This window comes from Mycobacterium paraense (assembly GCF_002101815.1).
In the GTDB taxonomy this organism is placed as follows: domain Bacteria; phylum Actinomycetota; class Actinomycetes; order Mycobacteriales; family Mycobacteriaceae; genus Mycobacterium; species Mycobacterium paraense.
The window spans coordinates 203955-221744 of record NZ_LQPM01000030.1 but is presented as its reverse complement, the minus strand read 5'-3'; the positions used below and the strand labels follow the sequence as shown (position 1 = coordinate 221744).

Sequence of the window (17790 nt, the reverse complement as noted above, 5' to 3'; positions counted from 1 at the left end):
TACTTGGAAACATAATCTCCGTTCGGACGACGCCCGTCGCGGTTTGCCAACCCGGTTACGCTGCGCTCACAGGCGAACGTGTCGCCCGAATGACTGTTACTGCCGACGGTATCGCAGTGTAATGATGCCGGGACATGCTGGTTGTGGGGTAGCCGGCCGAAGGAGAGCCTGGATGGACGTGGTTTTGGGGGTCGCGGTCACGGGTCCCGTTGCCCGCCTGGCGCTGGTCGGGTCGGGCGCGCACGGTTCGGACGTGCTCGACCAATCCGTCGTCGACCTGGCCGGCCACCCGGTCGAGACGCTGACCCAGACCGTAGCCGGGACGAGTCGGCTGCTGTCCGACGAGAACCACCGGCTGGTGGCCACCCGGCTGTGCTGGCCCGACGCCGCCAAGGCCGACCAGCTGCGCCGGGCGCTCGAGGACTCCGGCGTCCACGACGTCGCGGTGCTCTCCGAGTCGCAGGCGGTGACGGCGCTGATGCGCGCGGCCGGGCGCGCCGGCGGCGTGCTCGTGGTCGACGACGAGACGGCGACGCTGTCGTTCGTCGACTCGCACGGCGACTCCGACCAGCCGCCCACCATGCTGGCGCGCCAGCCCCTGGCGGGCGCGTCGGGCCCCGAGGCCACCGCCGCGCTCGACACGATGATGGCCCGGCTCACCGACCAGCCCGGCGCCCCCACCGAGCTCTATCTCGTCGGCGCGTCGTCGAACCTGGCCGGGGTCGCCGACCAGCTTCGCGACGCGTCGACCATGCGCGTGGAAGTTCCCGAGGATCCGACGTTCGCGCTCGCGCGCGGCGCGGCGCTGGCCGCCCTGCCGGTGGCGGGCGCGGCGGCCGGGGACGCCACGGCGATGGCGCCCGCGGCCGCGCTCACCGGCGACGAGACCGCCTTCGCGCCGGCCGCCGGGGCGGCCGCCGAGGAGCCGCAGCTGGCGTACTCGATGGCCGACGAGGGTGCACCGCTCGGCGCGGACGAATTCGGGCCCGAATACGACGACTTCGGCGAATTCGGCGACGCCGAGGAGGAGGGCGCGACCGGCCGGGTGCCGTTGAGCAGGCGATCCCTGGTGCTGGGCAACGCCGTCATCGCCTTCGCCGTCATCGGATTCGCCTCGCTGGCCGCCGCGGTGGCCATCGCGATCCGGCCGACCGCGAGCCAGCAGCCGGTGGTGGGCCACCAGAACGCCGCCCCGGGCAAGTTCATGCCGCTGCTGCCCACGCAGCAGCAGGCCCCGGTGCCGCCGCCGCCGCTCGGTGCGCCCAACGCCGGGTTCCAGGGCGGCGTCATCCCGGACGCCAACGGCTACATCCCGCCGCAACTGGTTTCGCCCGGCGCGCCGGTCAACCCGGCGCCCGACGTCCCCGCGTTCGTGCCGAATCCGAATCCGGCGGTGCCGATGCCGGTCATCGTTCCCTACCCGGGCTATCGCCCCCCGTACAACCCCTATCCGCCGTACAACCCCTATCCGCCGTACACGCCGCCGACCACGCCTCCCACGACCCCACCGTCGACGCCGCCCACGACTCCACCGACCACCCCGCCGACGACGCCGCCGACGACGCCGCCGACGACGCCCCCGACGACCCCGCCGACGACGACCCAGGCGCCGGTCACCACGACCCAGGCGCCGGTCACGACCACGCAGGCCCCGGTCACCACCACCCAGGCACCGATCACCACCCAAGCGCCGCCGACGACGCAGGCCCCGCCGCCGACGACGCAGGCGCCGCATACGCAGACCGTTCCGACGCAAACGGTTCCGACGCAGCCGCACACGCAGCAGCCGGTGACCCCGCAGCAACCGGTGACCCCGCAGCAACCGGTGACCCCGCAGCAACCGGTGAAACCGCTGCTGCCGCATACGCAGCACTGATCGTGGCCTGACCCGATGCCCCAGGACGCGGTCACGGTCGTGCTGCCGTGTCTCAACGAGGAAGAGTCGCTGCCGGGGGTGCTGGCGGCCATCCCGCCCGGCTATCGGGCGCTGGTGGTGGACAACAACAGCACCGACGGCACCGCGGCGGTCGCGGCCCGGCACGGCGCCGAGGTCGTCGCCGAACCGCGGCCGGGGTACGGCTCCGCGGTGCACGCGGGCGTCGTCGCCGCGACCACCCCGATCGTCGCGGTCATCGACGCCGACGGCTCGATGGACCCCGGCGACCTGCCCCGGCTGGTGGACGCGCTCGACGGCGGCGCCGACCTGGTGACCGGCCGGCGCCGCCCGGTGCCCGGCCTGCACTGGCCGTGGGTCGCCCGCGTCGGGACCGTCGTGATGAGCTGGCGGCTGCGCACCCGCCACGGCCTGCCGGTGCACGACATCGCGCCGATGCGGGTCGCCCGCCGGGACGCGCTGCTGAATCTCGCTGTCGCCGACCGGCGTTCGGGTTACCCCCTGGAACTGCTGGTCCGGGCGGCGGCCGCGGGCTGGCGGGTGGTCGAGCTCGACGTCAGCTACGGCCCGCGCACGGGCGGCAAGTCGAAGGTCAGCGGCTCGCTGCGGGGCAGCGTCACCGCGATCCTGGACTTCTGGAAGGTGATTTCGTGAGCGACCTGCCGGTGACCGTGCTCGTGGTCGCCAAGGCGCCGGAGCCCGGCCGGGCCAAGACGCGGCTGGCGGCGACGGTGGGGGACCGCGTCGCCGCCGACATCGCCGCGGCCGCGCTGCTGGACACGCTGGACGCGGTGGCCGCCGCGCCGGTCGTGGCGCGGGTGGTGGCCCTCACCGGCGATCTGGACGCCGCGGCCCGCGCCGCCGAGCTCCGGCAGCGGCTCGAGGCCTTCGCCGTGATCCCGCAGCGCGGCAACGACTTTGCCGACCGGCTCGCGAACGCCCACGCCGACTCGGCCGACGGGTATCCGGTCCTGCAGATCGGGATGGACACCCCGCAGGTCACCGCCGGGCTGTTGGCCGACTGCGCGGGCCGGCTGCTGGACGCGCCGGCGATCCTCGGCCTGGCCCTCGACGGCGGCTGGTGGGTGCTCGGGGTGGGGGCGCCGACGATGGCGGAGTGCCTGCGCGGCGTGCCGATGTCCCAGCCCGACACGGGTGAGCTCACGCTGCGGGCGTTGCGCGACAACGGCATCGGCGTGGCCGAGGTGCAGCGCCTGGCCGACGTCGACGTCGTCGACGACATCGCGGTGGTCCGCGACGCGTGCGGGCCGGCGAGCCGCTTCGCTCGGGTCACCCGCGCCGCCGGCCTCTGAGCCGCCGAGCCTGAAAATCCGCAGACAAAATGCGAGTGAAGGCCTGCGAAATTACCGTCTCGGTGGCACAGCCCGGCTCACCAGTTGGTGACCATGACGGTGTTGATCAGCAGGGCGCCGACGGCGTTGACCGCCAACCACAACCGATGTGAGCGGACCGGCAGCAGAGCCGGCGCCGCGGTGAGCCAGACGGTGAACGGCAGCCAGATCCGTTCGACCTCGGCCTTGCTCAGCATGCTGAGGTCGGCGAACACGATGGCGGCCAGCATCGCCAGCAGCACCAGGTGGAAACCGGAACGCCGCCGGACGGCGGCCGCGTCGAACAACCGGCTGATCCCGGCGACGCTGCCCAGCCCGATCGCGCACACCACGCAGGCCAGGTTGGCCCAGCTCCAGTACTGAAACGGCCGGTCCTTGGCGATGCCCTGCCAATAGCGTTGCTGCACAAGGGTATAGCCGTCGAACCAGTAGAACCCCGCCACGGCGAACGCCACCGCCACCGCCAGCGAGGTCAGCGCCGCGGGGCCCAGCGCGCGCAGCACCGCTCGCCAATCGGACGCCGAGACCAGCACCGCCAAGGCCGGCAGGCCCAGCAGCACCAGGCCGTAGCTCAGAAACACGCTCCAGCCCAGTAGCAGGCCGGCCGCCGCCGCGAGCAGCGCGGGAAACCGGACGCGGCGGTGTACCGCCACGGCCAACAGCGCCAGCCCCCAGGCCGCGACGCCGGCGAAGTACCCGTCGGCCGAGACGGCCACCCAGATCGCCGTCGGCGCGACCGCGACGAACGGCGCCGCCAGGCGCGCCGTGCGTTCGTCGGCGAGCGCGCGCACGGCGATCACCACGGCCGCGGCCGCGCTGGAACCCACCAGCAGGCACAGCAGCCCCGCCCACGCGCCGCCGTGCAGCCCGATCCGGTCCAGCCACACGAACGTCAAGAGCGCGCCCGGCGGGTGCCCCGAGACGTGGGTGGTCCACGAGTTCGGCTGGTAGTCCACGATGCGGCTGGAGAAGGTGCGGACGGCGGCCGGTATGTCGGTGATCGTCGGCACCTGCGACAGGTACTCGTCGCGGGTGGTCAACCGCCCGGCGAAGCCGCGCTGCCAGCCGTCGATCATCGCCAGCGCGAACGCCCACGCGCAGGCGGTGGCCCAGGTCCCCAGCGTCAGCGCACGCCACGAAAGGCGTTGCGCCACAGCAGATCCCCACACCACCGCGGCCACGGCGATCAGAATCGCCGGGCCGGTGCCCCAGCTGGCGTGGATCTCCCACGCCCCGAAGATCGGCGAGGCCCCGGCATGCGTGCCGAACCGCTCCTGGCCCACGTCCAGCCGCGGCCGCACGCCCCAGTGCAGGCGCGGCAGGACGAACGCCGCCGCCACCAGGACGACCCCGACCGCGACGGCTGCCCACTCCCGTCGCGCGACCCTCACGATCGACCAGCCTATTGATCGCCCGCGCCGGCGAACCGGCGCACCAGCGCGGCCCGGTCCACCTTGCCGATCCCGCGGCGAGGCAGCGCCTCGACGACGTGCAGCTCGCGCGGCGCGGCGGTGGCGTCCAGCGTGCCCGCCAGGTGCGTCCGCAGCGCCTGCAGGGTCGGCGCGTCGCTGCCGTCGCGCACCACGATCGCGGCGACCACCCGCTGACCCAGCCGGTCGTCGGGGACACCGAACACCGCGCAGTCGCCGACCGCGGGATGGGTGCCCAGCGCGGCCTCGACCGGCTGCGGGAGCACGGTCAACCCGCCGGTGCTGATCGCGTCGTCGGCGCGGCCCAGCACGGTCAGGACGCCCGACTCGGACACGGCGCCCAGGTCGTCGGTGTAAAACCAGCCCGGCTCGGCGAACGGGTCGGGGTCGACCGGGTTGCGATAGCCCTTGGCCAGCGTCGCGCCACCGATGACGATGCGCCCGTCGGCGCCGACGCGCACGCGCACCCCGTCCAGCGGGACACCGTCGTAGACGCAGCCGCCGGCGGTCTCGCTCATGCCGTAGGTGCGCACCACCGCGATGCCCGCCGCCGCGGCGGCGTCCAGGATCGGCCGGGGCGCCGGCCCGCCGCCGAGGAGCACGGCGTCCAGTTCGGCCAGCGCGGCCGCGGCCGCCGGGTCGGCCAGCGCCTTGGCCAGCTGCGCGGCGACCAGCGAGGTGTAGCGCCGGCCGGAGCCCAATCGCCTTACCGCAGCGGGCAATTCGCCGACGTCGAAGCCGCCCGACACGTCCAGCTCGACGGGCGCCGAGCCGGCCAGCACGCTGCGCACCAGCACCTGCAGCCCGGCGATGTGGTGCGGCGGCAGGGCCAGCAGCCAGGCGCCGGGCCCGCCGAGGCGCTGGTGGGTCGCGGTAGCGCTGGCCGTCAGCGCCGCCGCGGTCAGCAGCGCACCCTTGGGCGCGCCGGTGGTTCCCGACGTTGCCACCACCAGGGCCACGTCGTCGTCGATCGCCTCGCCGGCCCGCAGGGCGCGCTGCGTGCCGTCGTCGCCGGGCGGCACCGCCACCAGGGCGGGCTCACGGCCGTCCAGCACACCTTCCAGGGCGGGCAGCAGCACCGCGGCGGCGGAACCCGGTGGGACGCCCAGCGCGCGCAGGACGGCTATGCGGGGTCCTGGGCGTCCTGGGGCTCGTCGAACGGCCAGCCGTGGGCGGCCAGCCGGGCCCGCACCCGCTCGACGTCTTCCTGCGACGGCAGCTCGTCGGTGATCTGGGTGATCGCCACACCGATGTCGATGTCGTCGAAGCAGCCGCGCTCCATGAGCTCGTGCGCCACCGCGATCACCTCGTCGTGGCCCAACCGGCGGGTCAGCAGGGCCAGCACCGGGAAGGTGTCGGTCGGCGGGACGCCCTCCGGATAGCCCGCGCGCAGCCACGACACAATCGAATTCAGGAATCCGTTCACTTCGCTATCCCTCCGCGCGGGGGCTCGGCTGGGTGGACGATTCGATGCTACTTGTGGGGTGGCTTGGCCCCGAGAAAGGGCTGGCCCAGCTGGTGGGCGATGAAGTCGCGGGAGATGTACAGCAGCGCGAACGCGATCACCGCCAGCACCACCGCGTAGATCAGCCAGGCGATCCCCAGCAGCACCGGATTCTTGTGCGGTGAGCTGCCGTCGGTGCTGACCTGCCCGCCGCCGACGGCGTGGAACCGCAGGCCCAGGGCGAACAGCCCGGGCAGTGCGGCACCGGCCAGCATGCTGAACACGAGGATCTTCATCGAGGCCTCGTAGTTGAACCAGTCGCCGAAGTGGCTCATGAGGGGCTCCCCGCGCTCACCGTGTCGTCGTCGGAGCCGGACCGGGCCGAGGCCCCGGTGCCGACTTTGGGCCCGGTATCGGAGGGCGGATGTTCGTCCGAGCCTTCGAGACCGGCCGTGAGGCTGCCTTCCCATTCGGCGTTGACGTTCTTGTGGTCGACCTTGACCCGCCGCGACCGGATGTAGATCACCGTCGAGACGGCGACCAGCAGGCCGAAGCCGATGATCGCGCCGGGGTACCCGCCGATGACGTGCACGATCCAGTAGGTGATCGCCCCGACCAGCCCGGCCGACGGAAGCGTGATCAGCCACGCGACGACCATCCGGCCGGCCACGCCCCAGCGCACCTCGCCGCCGGGCTTGCCCAGCCCGCTGCCCAGCACCGAACCGGTGCAGACCTGCGTCGTCGACAGCGCGTAGCCGAAGTGGGTGGACAGCAAAATGACCGCCGCCGAAGAGGATTCGGCCGCCATGCCCTGCGGGGACTTGATCTCGACCAGGCCCTTGCCCAGGGTGCGGATGATGCGCCAGCCGCCGAGGTAGGTGCCCGCCGCCATGGCCAGGGCGCAGCACACGATCACCCACAGCGGCGGCGCGGACTCGGTCTTGCTGACCGCGCCGTAGGACATCAGCCCCAGGAAGATGATGCCCATCGTCTTCTGGGCGTCACCGGTGCCGTGCGCCAGCGAGACCAGCGAGGCCGAGCCCCACTGGCCGTACCGGAACCCGGCCTCCGTGCGCTTGGTCGGGATGCCGCGGGTGATCCGGTAGACCAGCCAGGTCGCGATCGCCCCGACCACGATGGCCAGGATCGCGGCGACGACGGCCGGGATGAGGACCTTGGACACCAGGCCCTTCCAGATCACCCCGTGCGCGCCGACCGCGGCGAGCGTGGCGCCGACGATGCCGCCGATCAGCGCGTGCGACGAGCTCGAGGGGATGCCGAGGAGCCAGGTGAGCAGGTTCCAGACGATGCCGCCGACGAGGCCGGCAAACACCAATTCCAGCGTCACGATGTGCCCGTCGATGAGGCCCTTGGCGATCGTGGCCGCGACGGCGGTCGACATGAACGCGCCGACCAGGTTCAGCACCGCCGACAGCGCGACGGCGGCCTTGGGCGCCAGCGCGCCGCTGGCAATGGACGTTGCCATCGCGTTGCCGGTGTCGTGGAAGCCGTTGGTGAAATCGAAAGCGAGTGCCGTGATTACGACAATGATGAGGAGGAACAAATCGATGTTCACAGCGCCTGATTCTCGTAGTAGGGGGCTTAAATTGTCGAACGGAGAAAGAGCCGAAACGCAGGTGTACCTTGACTTGTCGTCAGATGTTAGCCGCTCGTTAACCCGGTGTTCCCCTCAATCGCCGCGGGTGTCGCGGCGCAGCGGATGATCCCCCGGAACCTCGATGAAAATCAGTGTGATGCCGTCCGGATCGGTCACGTGCATCTCGTGTAGGCCCCACGGTTCGCGGCGCGCCTCGCGGGCGATCGGCACCCCCCGGCCCTGCAGCTCGGCCTGGGTCGCGGCGATGTCGCGGACCTGCAGCCACAGCGCACCGGGGAAGGGCCCGCGGGAGTGGTCCGGCGAGCCGTAACCGGCCAACTCCAGCAAAGACTGCCCCGCGAAAAACACGGTGCCCGCGCCGTACTCGCGGGCGATCGCCAGCCCGATCTCGTCGCGGTAGAACCTCAACGACCGCTGATAGTCCGCCGGCCGGAGCAGCATCCGGCTGGCCAGGATCTCCATACCGTCGTGTCTATCACGCGCGGCGGCCGCGACGGTGTCCCGGCGGTCAGGCCTCGTGGTTGGGCTGGATGCTCTGCCGCTGCATCAGCGTGTTGACCCAGCGGGGGCCGAACGTGTCCAGCGCCTTGGCCGCGATGGCCATCCGGGGGGCGATGCGCACCGGCCGGGTACGCGCCGCGGTGACCATCCACTCGGCGGCCTCCTCGGACGTCAGCGCGGGCATCCCGTCGTAGGCCTTGGTCGGCGCGATCATCGGCGTGGCCACCAGCGGGTAGTACAGCGTGGTGGAGTGCACGCCCTTGCGGCCCCACTCGGTTTCCACGACCCGGCTCACCGTCGACAGTGCGGCCTTCGACGCGTTGTAGACCGAGAACAGCGGCGACGCCTCCGACAGCACGCCCCACGTCGAGACGTTGATGATGTGTCCGTCGCCGCGCTCCAGCATCCCCGGCGCCAGCCCGCGGATCAGCCGCAGCGGCGCGTAGTAGTTGAGCACCATGGTCCGCTCGACGTCGTGCCAGCGTTCCAGCGACTCGGCCAGCGGCCTCCGGATGGACCGGCCGGCGTTGTTGATCAGGATGTCGATGCCGCCGAGGCGCTTCTCGACGTCGGCCACCAGCGCGTCGACGGCGTCCATGTCGGAGACGTCGCACGGGATGGCGACGGCGGCCCCGCCGGCCTTGGTGATGCGGTCCGCCACGGAGTCGAGCAGGTCCTGGCGGCGCGCGACCACGACCACCGTCGCGCCTTCGCGGGCCAGCTGTTCGGCCCCGGCCTCGCCGATTCCCGACGAAGCCCCGGTCAGCAGGATCCGCTTGCCGTCGAGGTCGACCGGTTTGATCGCGGGACGGTTGACCAGGATTTGCGGCGCCGCGGGCGGTCGCATGGTCGCCAGCACCAGCTGGTCTCGGAACCTGCCAAGGGGACTCTTGCTCACGCGAGGAGTCTAGGCGGGGGCGCGAAGCCGCCTCAGAAGTAGCGCGGGAACGAGCTCCAGTCCGGCGGCCTCTTCTCCAGGAAGGCGTCGCGGCCCTCCACGGCCTCGTCGGTCATGTACGCCAGCCGGGTGGCCTCCCCGGCGAACAGCTGCTGGCCCACCAGCCCGTCGTCGAGCAGGTTGAACGCGAACTTCAGCATGCGTTGCGCCTGAGGGGATTTCGCGTTGATCTCCGCGGCCCACTGCACGCCGACCCGCTCCAGGTCCGCGTGCGCCACGACCTCGTTGACCGCGCCCATGTGGCGCATCTGCTCGGCGGTGTACTCCCGGCCCAGGAAGAAGATCTCGCGGGCGAACTTCTGGCCCACCTGCCGGGCCAGATACGCGCTGCCGTAACCGCCGTCGAAGCTGCCCACGTCGGCGTCGGTCTGCTTGAACCGGGCGTGCTCCCGGCTGGCCAGTGTGAGGTCGCACACCACGTGCAGGCTGTGGCCGCCGCCGGCGGCCCAGCCGTTGACCAGACAGATCACCACCTTGGGCATGAACCGGATCAGCCGCTGCACCTCGAGGATGTGCAGCCGCCCGGCGCGCGCGGCGTCAACGGTGTCCGCGGTTTCGCCGCTGGCGTATTGGTAGCCGGACCGGCCGCGGATGCGCTGATCGCCGCCGGAGCAGAACGCCCAACCGCCGTCCTTGGGCGACGGGCCGTTGCCGGTCAGCAGCACCACGCCGACGTCGGGTGACATCCGGGCGTGATCCAGCGCGCGGTACAGCTCGTCGACGGTGTGCGGCCGGAACGCGTTGCGCACTTCGGGACGGTTGAACGCCACCCGCACGGTGGCGTCGTCGACGTGGCGGTGGTAGGTGATGTCGGTCAGGTCGTCGAATCCGTCGACGGGCCGCCACGCCTGCGCATCAAAGGGGTTGGCACTCAAGGCTGTCGAACTCCGTCCTTGCTCATGGTGAGGTCGCCGCAGGTGATCGTCTGCGCGGCGACCACCGCCGGGTCCTGCGCGGACGTGGCCGTCAGGGTGTCGGACGCTCCGATGGTAGCCAGGGTGCCGTTGAGGTCGATCTCGGTGCGGCGCACCGTCCACTGGCCGTCCTGGTTGGACGCGCGCAACCCGACCAGGTGACGGCCGGGCAGCGGCGGCCCGAGGTTGGTGCATCCGATCCCGGTGCCGTTCTCGCGCAGGTCCTGCAGGTCGAACAGGAACGGTGCGCCCTGGTTGTCGGAGACGGTCTGCAGCCGGCAGTCGGCGAACACGTACAGGTGCGCGCCGCGGCCGTCGCTGACGATGACCTGGTGCTGCCCATCCTGCTGGGCATCGATTGCCATGGCGCTCAAGGGGATTGGGCTGGCCGACTGCACCTGCACGGCGGAGTTGGCGCCGCTGGCCGTCGTGATCCCGACGACCCGCACGGTCCGGCCCGAGCCGTCGCGAAACTGCCCGACCCACAGCGTGTCCGGCTGGCCGTCCCAGTCCAGATCGCTGACGGTGCGCTGGGCGGCGCCGGCCGGGGGAGGCGCCCCGCCGGGCGCGCAGCCCGTGGTGGCCGACGACCGCGGTGCGGGCACCCCCAGGCAGGCGGCCACGAGCAGGGTCACCACCAGCACGGCACGCGGCATCGCGGCTACACCGGGTCCAGTCGGAATACCGCGCAGCGGCCGGCCAGGGCTTCGAATTCCTCGGGCCGGCCGTCGGTGACCAGTCCGGCCCGCTTCATGAAGCCGACGCCGGTGGGCACCTCGGTCGGGAAGGCCCGCAGGATCGGCCGCGCGTCGTCGGGCGGCAGCTCCACCATCCGCACGGTGTGGGTGTGGCGGCCGCGGGCCACCGTCGCCTGCCCGGCGGCGCGCACATTGGCCACCCAGTCGGCGCCGGGAAACCCGGCGACCACGAACTGTTTGCCGTCGACGGTCATCGGGGTCACCGGCGTCGATCGCTCGCGTCCGGACTTGCGCCCCTTGACCGTCAGCACGACGGGGCTCTCGCCGCCGAAACTCATTCCGAGCCGCGACATCTGGATGAAGACCCTGTTCGCCGGCTTGAGCCACCACGGCGGCCGGACGGATTTGGCGCTGCCCACGGCAGCGACGTTACCTCTGCAGGCGCTCCACGCGATGGGCCTGGGGTTCGAACGAACCGATGCCGTCCAGCCGTTCCAGCGCTTCGGCATCGAGGGTGACCTCCGCGGCGCCGAGGTTTTCCTCGAGGTGCCCGACGGATCGCGTGCCCGGAATCAGCAACGTGTTCGGCGAGTGCGCCAGCAGCCAGGCCAGGCCGACCTGGGCGCCCGTGACGCCGAGCGCGCCGGCGATTTCGGCCACCACCGGATGCTCGGCGACCTTCGGAAAGCCCGGGAACGACGAGCCCAGCGGGAAGTAGGGCACCCAGGCGATGCCCTCGGCGGCGCACAGGTCCAGGGTGGCTTCCTGCGAGCGGTCCAGCACGCTGTAGGCGTTCTGCACGCAGGCGATCCCCGCGGGCAACGCCCGCCGCACCACGTCGACCGGCACGGAGCTGATGCCGATCGCCCCGATCTTGCCCTCGTCGCGCAGCGCGATCATCTCGGCGAGCTGGTCGTCGACGTCGACGTCCTGGCCCTCCTCGACCTCCGCGGACGGACCGATGTCCATGCGCCGCAGGTTCACCACCGGAACGCGGTCCAGGCCGAGCTGGCGCAGGTCGTCTTCCACCGCGGCGCGCAGCTCCGCGGGCTTCTGCGCGGCGGTCAGCGGCATGGGTTCCGCACCGGTGTAGCGCGCGCCGATCTTGCTGACGATGACGAGGTCGTCGGGGTAGGGGGCCAGCGCCTCCCTGATCCGCCGGTTGACCTCGCCGGGTCCGTAGAACGACGCGGTGTCGATGTGGTTGACGCCGAGCTCGACCGCGCGCCGCAGCACGCGGGTCGCGTCCTCGCGGGCTGCGCCGAACAGCTGCATCGCGCCGTAGCCGACCCGCGCGACCGTGGGAAAGGTTGTCATCATGCTCCCGTCTGACACACTGATAGAAATGCGGAGGCACCTCCGCTTGTCCGCAGCCTAGCAGAAACGGAGGATCCTCCGCTTGGCGCAACCCAGCCGGTCCGATGCGCGCCGCAACCGCGAGAAGCTGCTCGAGGTGGCCACGGCGGCGTTCGCCGGCGCGCAGGGGCGACCGGTGTCGCTGGAGTCGATCGCGCGCGACGCCGGCGTCGGCATCGGCACGCTGTACCGCCACTTCCCGAACCGGGAGGCGCTCGTGGAGGCGATCTATCGCGCCGAGCTCGCCGAGGTGGCCGCGACCGCCGAACAACTGCTCACGCGGCATCCTCCCCGGGTGGCCCTGCGGCGCTGGATGGACCGGTACGCGAGCTTCGTGGCCGCCAAGCGCGGGATGGCCGAGTCGTTGCACGCGATCTTCGACTCCGGCGCGATGCAGCCGAGCCAGACGCGCGACAGCATCGTCGGCGCCGTCGACATCCTGCTGCGGGCCGGGGCCGAGGACGGCAGCTTGCGCGCCGACGTGCGGGCCGACGACGTGGTGTCCAGCCTGATCGGCATCTTCGTGGCCAGCGGTTCGCCGGAGCAGACGGGCCGCATGCTGGATCTCTTGGTGGCCGGCATCGCGGCCAAGCGCTAGCCGACCGCGCGGCCGGCGCCCTCCCAGAACTGCGCCCGGACGGACTTCTTGTCCGGCTTGCCGAGCCCGGTCAACGGCAGCGCGTCGACGACCACCACCCGCTTGGGCGACTGCACCGAGCCCTTGCGCTCCTTGACCGCGGCCTGGATCTCGGCGGTCATCGTCTCGATCGCGGCGTCGTCGCGGGCCGCGTCGCCGCGCAGCACCACCACCGCGGTGACGGCCTCGCCCCACTTCTCGTCGGGCGTGCCGACCACGCAGACCTGCGCGACGGCGGGATGCTCGGCGATCACGTCCTCGACCTCGCGGGGGAACACGTTGAACCCGCCGGTGACGATCATGTCCTTGACCCGGTCGACGATGAAGTAGAAGCCGTCCTCGTCCTCGCGGGCCATGTCGCCGGTGTGCAGCCAGCCGTCTTTAAAAGTCTTCGACGTCTCGTCGGGTAAATTCCAGTAGCCGCCGGCCAAAAGCGGTCCGCTGACGCAGATCTCGCCCGGCTCGCCCTGCGGCACCGGCTTGCCGTCGGGGCCCAGCAGCGCCACGCGGGCGAACAGCGTCGGGCGCCCGCAGGAGGTCAGCCGCTTCTCGTCGTGGTCGGCCTTGGCCAGGTAGGTGATCACCATCGGGGCCTCGGACTGCCCGTAGTACTGGGCGAAGATCGGGCCGAACCGGCGGATCGCCTCGGCCAGCCGGACCGGGTTGATCGCCGAGGCGCCGTAGTAGACGGTCTCCAGCGACGACAGGTCGCGGGTGTGCGAATCGGGGTGGTCCATCAGCGCGTAGAGCATCGACGGCACCAGCATGGTGGCCGTAATCTTCTGCTCCTCAATGACTCTCAGCACCTCGGCCGGGTCGAACTTGCTCAGCACCACCATCTCGCCGCCCTTGACCACGGTGGGCGTGAAGAACGCCGCGCCGGCGTGCGACAGCGGCGTGCACATCAAAAACCGCGGGTGCTCCGGCCACTCCCACTCGGCGAGCTGGATCGCGGTCATGGCGGCGATGTTTCCGGTCGTCCCGATCACGCCCTTGGGCTTGCCGGTCGTCCCGCCGGTGTAGGTCAGGCCGCCGATGTTGTCCGGCGGCAGGTCGGCGACCACCAGCGGCTTGGGCTCGTACTTCGCCGCCTCGGCCGACAGGTCGACGGCCACGCCGCGCAGCGCCTCGGGCACCGGGCCGATCGTCAGGATCTGCTGGAGCGACGGCACCTTCTCCAGCAGCCCCAGCGCCCGCTCCACGAACATCGGGTTGGGGTCGATGATCAGCGAGCTGACCCCGGCATCGGAGAGCACGTAGGCGTGGTCGTCGAGCGAGCCGAGCGGGTGCAGCGCGGTGCGCCGGTAGCCCTGGGTCTGGCTGGCGCCCAGGATCATCAGCACCTCGGGGCGGTTGAGGGACAGCAGCCCGACCGTGACGCCGGTGCCGGCGCCCAGCGCCTCGAACGCCTGCGTGTACTGGCTGATCCGCTCGGCCAACTGACCACCGGTCAGCGTGGTGTCGCCGAGAAACAGCACCGGCCGGTTCTTGTGGCGCTTGAGCGCCCCCACCAACAGGTGGCCGTTATGGGTCGGGTTGCGCAGCAGGTCGTCCGTCATGTGGCAAGACTAGAACGTGTTGCAATTCGGGTCGGCCGCACCCTGCACGCACTAGCATCCGTGCACATGGGGCAGGCAGACCTGGTCGTCACCGGGACCGTACTGACCGTCGACGAGGCGCGCCCCACCGCCGAGGCGCTCGCGGTGGCCGACCGCCGCATCGTCGCCGTCGGCACCCGCTCCGACGTCGCCGACCTCATCGGCGAAGGCACCCGGACCATCGACGTGGGCGACGGCTGCGTCATGCCGGGATTCGTTGAGGCGCACGGTCATCCGCTGATGGAGGCCATGGCGCTGTCGGACCGGATCGTCGACATCCGCCCGGTCACGCTGCCCCGCGCCGACGACGTCGTCGCGGCGGTGGGTCGCGAGGTCACAGCGCGCGGGGCCGCCGGCGCCTACCTCAACGGCTGGGATCCGCTGCTGCAGAACGGGCTTCCCGACGCCACGCTGGGCTGGCTGGACGAGATCGCGCCCGACTACCCGCTGGTGATCATTCACAACTCCGGACACAAGGCGTATTTCAATGCACACGCCGCCCGGCGCGCCGGCCTGACCCGGGACACCCCCGACCCCAAGGGCGCCCGGTTCGGCCGCGACGCGCACGGCGATCTCGACGGCACCGCCGAGGAGACCGGCGCGGTGTTTCCACTGCTCGCCGGGGCCATCGAGCCCGGCGACTACCCGGCGATGCTGCGCGCCGAATGCGCCCGGCTCAACCGCGCGGGGCTGACCACCTGCTCGGAAATGGCCTTCGACCCGGCGTTCGGGCCGCTGGTCGAGCAGCTGCGCGACGACCTGACCGTCCGGCTGCGCACCTACGAGATCTCCAACCCGCAGATGCGCACCGACGCCACCCCCGGCCAGGGCGACGACATGCTGCGCCAGGTCGGCATCAAGATCTGGGTGGACGGCTCGCCGTGGGTCGGCAACATCGCGCTGTCGTTCCCGTACCTGGACACCGAGGCCACCCGCGCCATCGGCGTGCCGCCCGGCTCCTGCGGCCACGCCAACTACACCCGCGAGCAGCTGGCCGAGATCGTCGGCGCCTACTTCCCGCTGGGCTGGCCGATGGCCTGCCACGTGCAGGGCGACGCCGGCGTGGACACGATCCTGGACGTCTACGAGGAGGCGCTCGCGCGGCACCCCCGCCCCGACCACCGGCTGCGCCTCGAGCACGTCGGCGCCATCCGGCCCGAGCAGCTGCAGCGGGCCGCCGACCTCGGCGTGACCTGCAGCATCTTCGTCGACCAGATCCACTACTGGGGCGACATCCTCGTCGACGGCCTGTTCGGGCCCGAGCGCGGTTCCCGTTGGATGCCGGCGGGTTCCGCGGTGGCCACCGGCATGCGGATCTCGTTGCACAACGACCCGCCGGTCACGCCCGAGGAGCCGCTGCGCAACATCAGCGTGGCCGTCACGCGCACGGCGCCCAGCGGCCGGGTGCTGGCGCCCGAGGAGCGGCTGACCGTCGACCAGGCGATCCGCGCGCAGACCATCGACGCCGCCTGGCAGCTGTTCTCCGACGACGCGATCGGCTCGCTGGAGGTCGGCAAGTACGCGGACCTGGTGGTGCTGTCGGCCGACCCCCGGACCGTCCCGCCGGAGCGGATCGCCGACCTCGAGGTGCGCGCGACGTTTCTGGCGGGCCGCCAGGTATACGGCGCGTGACGCCCGAACTCGCGGACCTGCTGGACCGCCTGCACGTGGTGGCGCTGCCGATGCGGGTGCGCTTCCGCGGCATCACCACCCGCGAGGTCGCGCTGATCGAGGGCCCCGCGGGCTGGGGCGAGTTCGGGGCCTTCCTGGAATACGCGCCGCCGGAGGCCGCGCACTGGCTGGCCGCCGCCATCGAGGGCGCCTACCGGCCGCCGCCGACCGTCCTGCGCCAGCGCGTCCCGATCAACGCGACCGTGCCGGCCGTGCCCGCCGCCCAGGTGGGCGAGGTGCTGTCCCGATTCCCCGGGGCCGGCACCGCCAAGGTGAAGGTCGCCGAGCCGGGCCAGACGCTGGCCGACGACGTGGCGCGGGTCGACGCCGTGCGCGCGCTCGTGCCGACCGTGCGGGCGGACGCCAACGGCGGCTGGACCGTCGAGCAGGCGGTCCGGGCCGCCGCCGCCCTGACCGCCGACGGCCCGCTGGAGTACCTCGAACAGCCCTGCGCGAGCGTCGACGAACTCGCCGCGTTGCGGGCGCGGATCGACGTGCCGATCGCCGCCGACGAAAGCATCCGCAAGGCCGACGACCCGCTCGCGGTGGTCCGCGCCGGCGCCGCCGACATCGCGGTGCTGAAGGTCGCCCCGCTGGGCGGGGTCGCGGTCCTGCTCGCCATCGCCGCCCAGATCGACATCCCCGTCGTGGTCTCCAGCGCGCTGGACTCGGCGGTCGGCATCAGCCACGGGTTGACCGCCGCTGCGGCCCTGCCGCACCTGCGCCACGCCTGCGGGCTGGGTACCGGCGGCCTGTTCACCGAAGACGTGGTGGACGTCGCCGCCCCGGTCGACGGCTGCCTGCCGGTCGGGCCGGTGACGCCCGACCCGGCCCGGCTGCGGGCGCTGGCCGCGCCGCCCGAGCGGCGCCGGTGGTGGATCGACCGGATCAAGGCCTGCCATCCGCTCCTTGTACCGTCGTCCGGGTGATCAACCTGGCATACGACGATCGCGGGTCCGGTGAGCCCGTCGTTTTCATCGCCGGCCGCGGCGGCGCCGGGCGTACCTGGCATCCCCATCAGGTCCCGGCCTTCCTGGCCGCCGGGTACCGCTGCATCACGTTCGACAACCGCGGCGTCGGCGATACGGAAAACGCCGAGGGCTTCACCACGCAGACGATGGTCGCCGACACCGCCGCGCTGATCGAGTCGCTGGGCGCCGCCCCGGCGCGGCTCGTCGGGGTGTCCATGGGCGCGTTCATCGCGCAGGAACTCATGGTGGCGCGGCCCGAGCTGGTCCGCTCGGCGGTGCTGATGGCCACCCGCGGCCGCCTGGACCGCGCCCGCCAGTTCTTCCACGAGGCCGAGGTCGAGCTGCACGCCTCCGGGATTCAGCTGCCGCCCGGGCTCGACGCCAGAAACCGGCTGCTGGAGAGCTTTTCCCGCAAGACGATCAACGATGAGGCGGCGGTCGCCGACTGGATCGCGATGTTCACCACTTGGCCGGTCAAGCAGACCCCTGGCCTGCGCGCCCAGATGTATGTCTCTCCGCAGACCAACCGGTTGTCGGCCTACCGCAGCATCGCCGCGCCGGTGCTGGTGCTCGGCTTCTCCGAGGACATCGTCACCCCGCCGTATCTGGGCCGGGAGGTCGCCGACGCGATGCCCAACGGGCGATACCTGCAGATACCCGACGCCGGTCATCTCGGGTTCCTGGAGCGGCCCGAGGCGGTCAACGCCGCGGCGCTGCAGTTCTTCGCCGGCGCCTGAAGCCCCTGCGC

18 protein-coding genes and 1 pseudogene are annotated in these 17790 nt (G+C 72.0%); 7 read left to right on the top strand and 12 right to left on the bottom strand.

Features of this window, described 5'->3' with window-relative positions; translation table 11 throughout:
* Window positions 1-172 precede the first annotated feature (172 nt).
* The 3 genes from AWB89_RS22095 to AWB89_RS22085 are packed head-to-tail and all read left to right on the top strand — an operon-like array spanning window position 173 to window position 3207.
* Window positions 173-1876 (top strand): DUF7159 family protein, encoded by a 1704-nt coding sequence (locus AWB89_RS22095; protein ID WP_085176512.1) that lies wholly within the window; start codon window positions 173-175, stop codon window positions 1874-1876.
* A 15-nt stretch (window positions 1877-1891) separates the two neighbouring features.
* Entirely contained in the window at window positions 1892-2548 is a 657-nt protein-coding gene (locus AWB89_RS22090; RefSeq protein ID WP_085097468.1) for a glycosyltransferase family 2 protein, read from the top strand.
* Entirely contained in the window at window positions 2545-3207 is a 663-nt protein-coding gene (locus AWB89_RS22085) for a TIGR04282 family arsenosugar biosynthesis glycosyltransferase (RefSeq protein ID WP_085176510.1), read from the top strand. The genes AWB89_RS22090 and AWB89_RS22085 overlap by 4 nt, the downstream gene beginning before the upstream one ends.
* A 77-nt stretch (window positions 3208-3284) precedes the next feature.
* Here AWB89_RS22085 and AWB89_RS22080 read toward each other — a convergent pair whose 3' ends face one another.
* The 11 genes and pseudogenes from AWB89_RS22080 to AWB89_RS22030 all read right to left on the bottom strand — a co-directional run bounded on the left by AWB89_RS22080 (window position 3285) and on the right by AWB89_RS22030 (window position 12129).
* A complete protein-coding gene (locus AWB89_RS22080) occupies window positions 3285-4637 on the bottom strand; it encodes a hypothetical protein (protein WP_085176508.1) in 1353 nt (450 codons plus the stop codon).
* A gap of 11 nt (window positions 4638-4648) precedes the next feature.
* A complete protein-coding gene (gene menE / locus AWB89_RS22075) occupies window positions 4649-5755 on the bottom strand; it encodes an o-succinylbenzoate--CoA ligase (protein WP_206601254.1) in 1107 nt (368 codons plus the stop codon).
* A 44-nt stretch (window positions 5756-5799) separates the two neighbouring features.
* Entirely contained in the window at window positions 5800-6102 is a 303-nt protein-coding gene (locus AWB89_RS22070) for a DUF3349 domain-containing protein (protein WP_085097459.1), read from the bottom strand.
* A 47-nt stretch (window positions 6103-6149) separates the two neighbouring features.
* Entirely contained in the window at window positions 6150-6455 is a 306-nt protein-coding gene (locus AWB89_RS22065; RefSeq protein WP_085097456.1) for a hypothetical protein, read from the bottom strand.
* Window positions 6456-6471: 16 nt separating this feature from the next.
* Window positions 6472-7696 (bottom strand): annotated as a pseudogene (locus AWB89_RS22060) (inorganic phosphate transporter).
* A 114-nt stretch (window positions 7697-7810) separates the two neighbouring features.
* The gene (locus AWB89_RS22055; RefSeq protein ID WP_085176504.1) at window positions 7811-8200 is read right to left on the bottom strand and encodes a VOC family protein; all 390 of its coding nucleotides are present in this window, start codon (window positions 8198-8200) and stop codon (window positions 7811-7813) included.
* 46 nt (window positions 8201-8246) lie between these two features.
* On the bottom strand, window positions 8247-9137 hold the full coding sequence (locus AWB89_RS22050) for an SDR family oxidoreductase (RefSeq protein WP_085097447.1): 891 nt from the start codon (window positions 9135-9137) through the stop codon (window positions 8247-8249).
* Between the two features lie 32 nt (window positions 9138-9169).
* Window positions 9170-10072, bottom strand: a complete 903-nt coding sequence (locus AWB89_RS22045) for a 1,4-dihydroxy-2-naphthoyl-CoA synthase (protein ID WP_085097445.1) — start codon at window positions 10070-10072, stop codon at window positions 9170-9172.
* Window positions 10069-10767, bottom strand: coding sequence for a hypothetical protein (locus AWB89_RS22040; protein ID WP_085176502.1), 699 nt, complete (start codon window positions 10765-10767; stop codon window positions 10069-10071). Before AWB89_RS22040 ends, AWB89_RS22045 begins: the two co-directional genes overlap by 4 nt.
* A 5-nt stretch (window positions 10768-10772) precedes the next feature.
* Window positions 10773-11228, bottom strand: coding sequence for a nitroreductase family deazaflavin-dependent oxidoreductase (locus AWB89_RS22035; protein ID WP_169716612.1), 456 nt, complete (start codon window positions 11226-11228; stop codon window positions 10773-10775).
* A 10-nt stretch (window positions 11229-11238) separates the two neighbouring features.
* Window positions 11239-12129 (bottom strand): aldo/keto reductase, encoded by an 891-nt coding sequence (locus AWB89_RS22030; RefSeq protein WP_085176500.1) that lies wholly within the window; start codon window positions 12127-12129, stop codon window positions 11239-11241.
* A 79-nt stretch (window positions 12130-12208) separates the two neighbouring features.
* Here AWB89_RS22030 and AWB89_RS22025 point away from each other — a divergent pair, with 79 nt between their 5' ends.
* Window positions 12209-12763, top strand: a complete 555-nt coding sequence (locus AWB89_RS22025) for a TetR/AcrR family transcriptional regulator (protein ID WP_085176498.1) — start codon at window positions 12209-12211, stop codon at window positions 12761-12763.
* On the opposite strand, the gene fadD8 is transcribed toward AWB89_RS22025, so the two are convergent.
* Window positions 12760-14361 (bottom strand): fatty-acid--CoA ligase FadD8, encoded by a 1602-nt coding sequence (gene fadD8, locus AWB89_RS22020; protein WP_085176496.1) that lies wholly within the window; start codon window positions 14359-14361, stop codon window positions 12760-12762. The genes AWB89_RS22025 and fadD8 overlap by 4 nt on opposite strands.
* Before the next feature lie 66 nt (window positions 14362-14427).
* On the opposite strand from fadD8, the gene AWB89_RS22015 reads away from it, so the two are divergent.
* Genes AWB89_RS22015 through AWB89_RS22005 form a run of 3 tightly spaced genes read left to right on the top strand, consistent with a single transcriptional unit; the run spans window position 14428 to window position 17779 of the window.
* Complete coding sequence (locus tag AWB89_RS22015; protein WP_085176494.1) at window positions 14428-16032, top strand: amidohydrolase; 1605 nt, start codon at window positions 14428-14430, stop codon at window positions 16030-16032.
* Between the two features lie 50 nt (window positions 16033-16082).
* Window positions 16083-17000, top strand: coding sequence for an o-succinylbenzoate synthase (locus tag AWB89_RS22010; RefSeq protein ID WP_241520569.1), 918 nt, complete (start codon window positions 16083-16085; stop codon window positions 16998-17000).
* Window positions 16997-17779: an alpha/beta fold hydrolase gene (locus AWB89_RS22005; RefSeq protein WP_085097422.1), complete on the top strand. Its 783-nt coding sequence runs from the start codon at window positions 16997-16999 to the stop codon at window positions 17777-17779. Before AWB89_RS22010 ends, AWB89_RS22005 begins: the two co-directional genes overlap by 4 nt.
* Window positions 17780-17790 lie beyond the last annotated feature (11 nt).

Coding starts and splice junctions, on each gene's coding strand:
- AWB89_RS22095 (WP_085176512.1), top strand. CDS start 173: ATGGACGTGGTTTTGGGGGTCGCGGTCACGGGTCCCGTTGCCCGCCTG.
- AWB89_RS22090 (WP_085097468.1), top strand. CDS start 1,892: ATGCCCCAGGACGCGGTCACGGTCGTGCTGCCGTGTCTCAACGAGGAA.
- AWB89_RS22065 (WP_085097456.1), bottom strand. CDS start 6,455: ATGAGCCACTTCGGCGACTGGTTCAACTACGAGGCCTCGATGAAGATC.
- AWB89_RS22055 (WP_085176504.1), bottom strand. CDS start 8,200: ATGGAGATCCTGGCCAGCCGGATGCTGCTCCGGCCGGCGGACTATCAG.
- AWB89_RS22040 (WP_085176502.1), bottom strand. CDS start 10,767: ATGCCGCGTGCCGTGCTGGTGGTGACCCTGCTCGTGGCCGCCTGCCTG.
- AWB89_RS22030 (WP_085176500.1), bottom strand. CDS start 12,129: ATGATGACAACCTTTCCCACGGTCGCGCGGGTCGGCTACGGCGCGATG.
- fadD8 (WP_085176496.1), bottom strand. CDS start 14,361: ATGACGGACGACCTGCTGCGCAACCCGACCCATAACGGCCACCTGTTG.
- AWB89_RS22015 (WP_085176494.1), top strand. CDS start 14,428: ATGGGGCAGGCAGACCTGGTCGTCACCGGGACCGTACTGACCGTCGAC.
- AWB89_RS22010 (WP_241520569.1), top strand. CDS start 16,083: ATGCGGGTGCGCTTCCGCGGCATCACCACCCGCGAGGTCGCGCTGATC.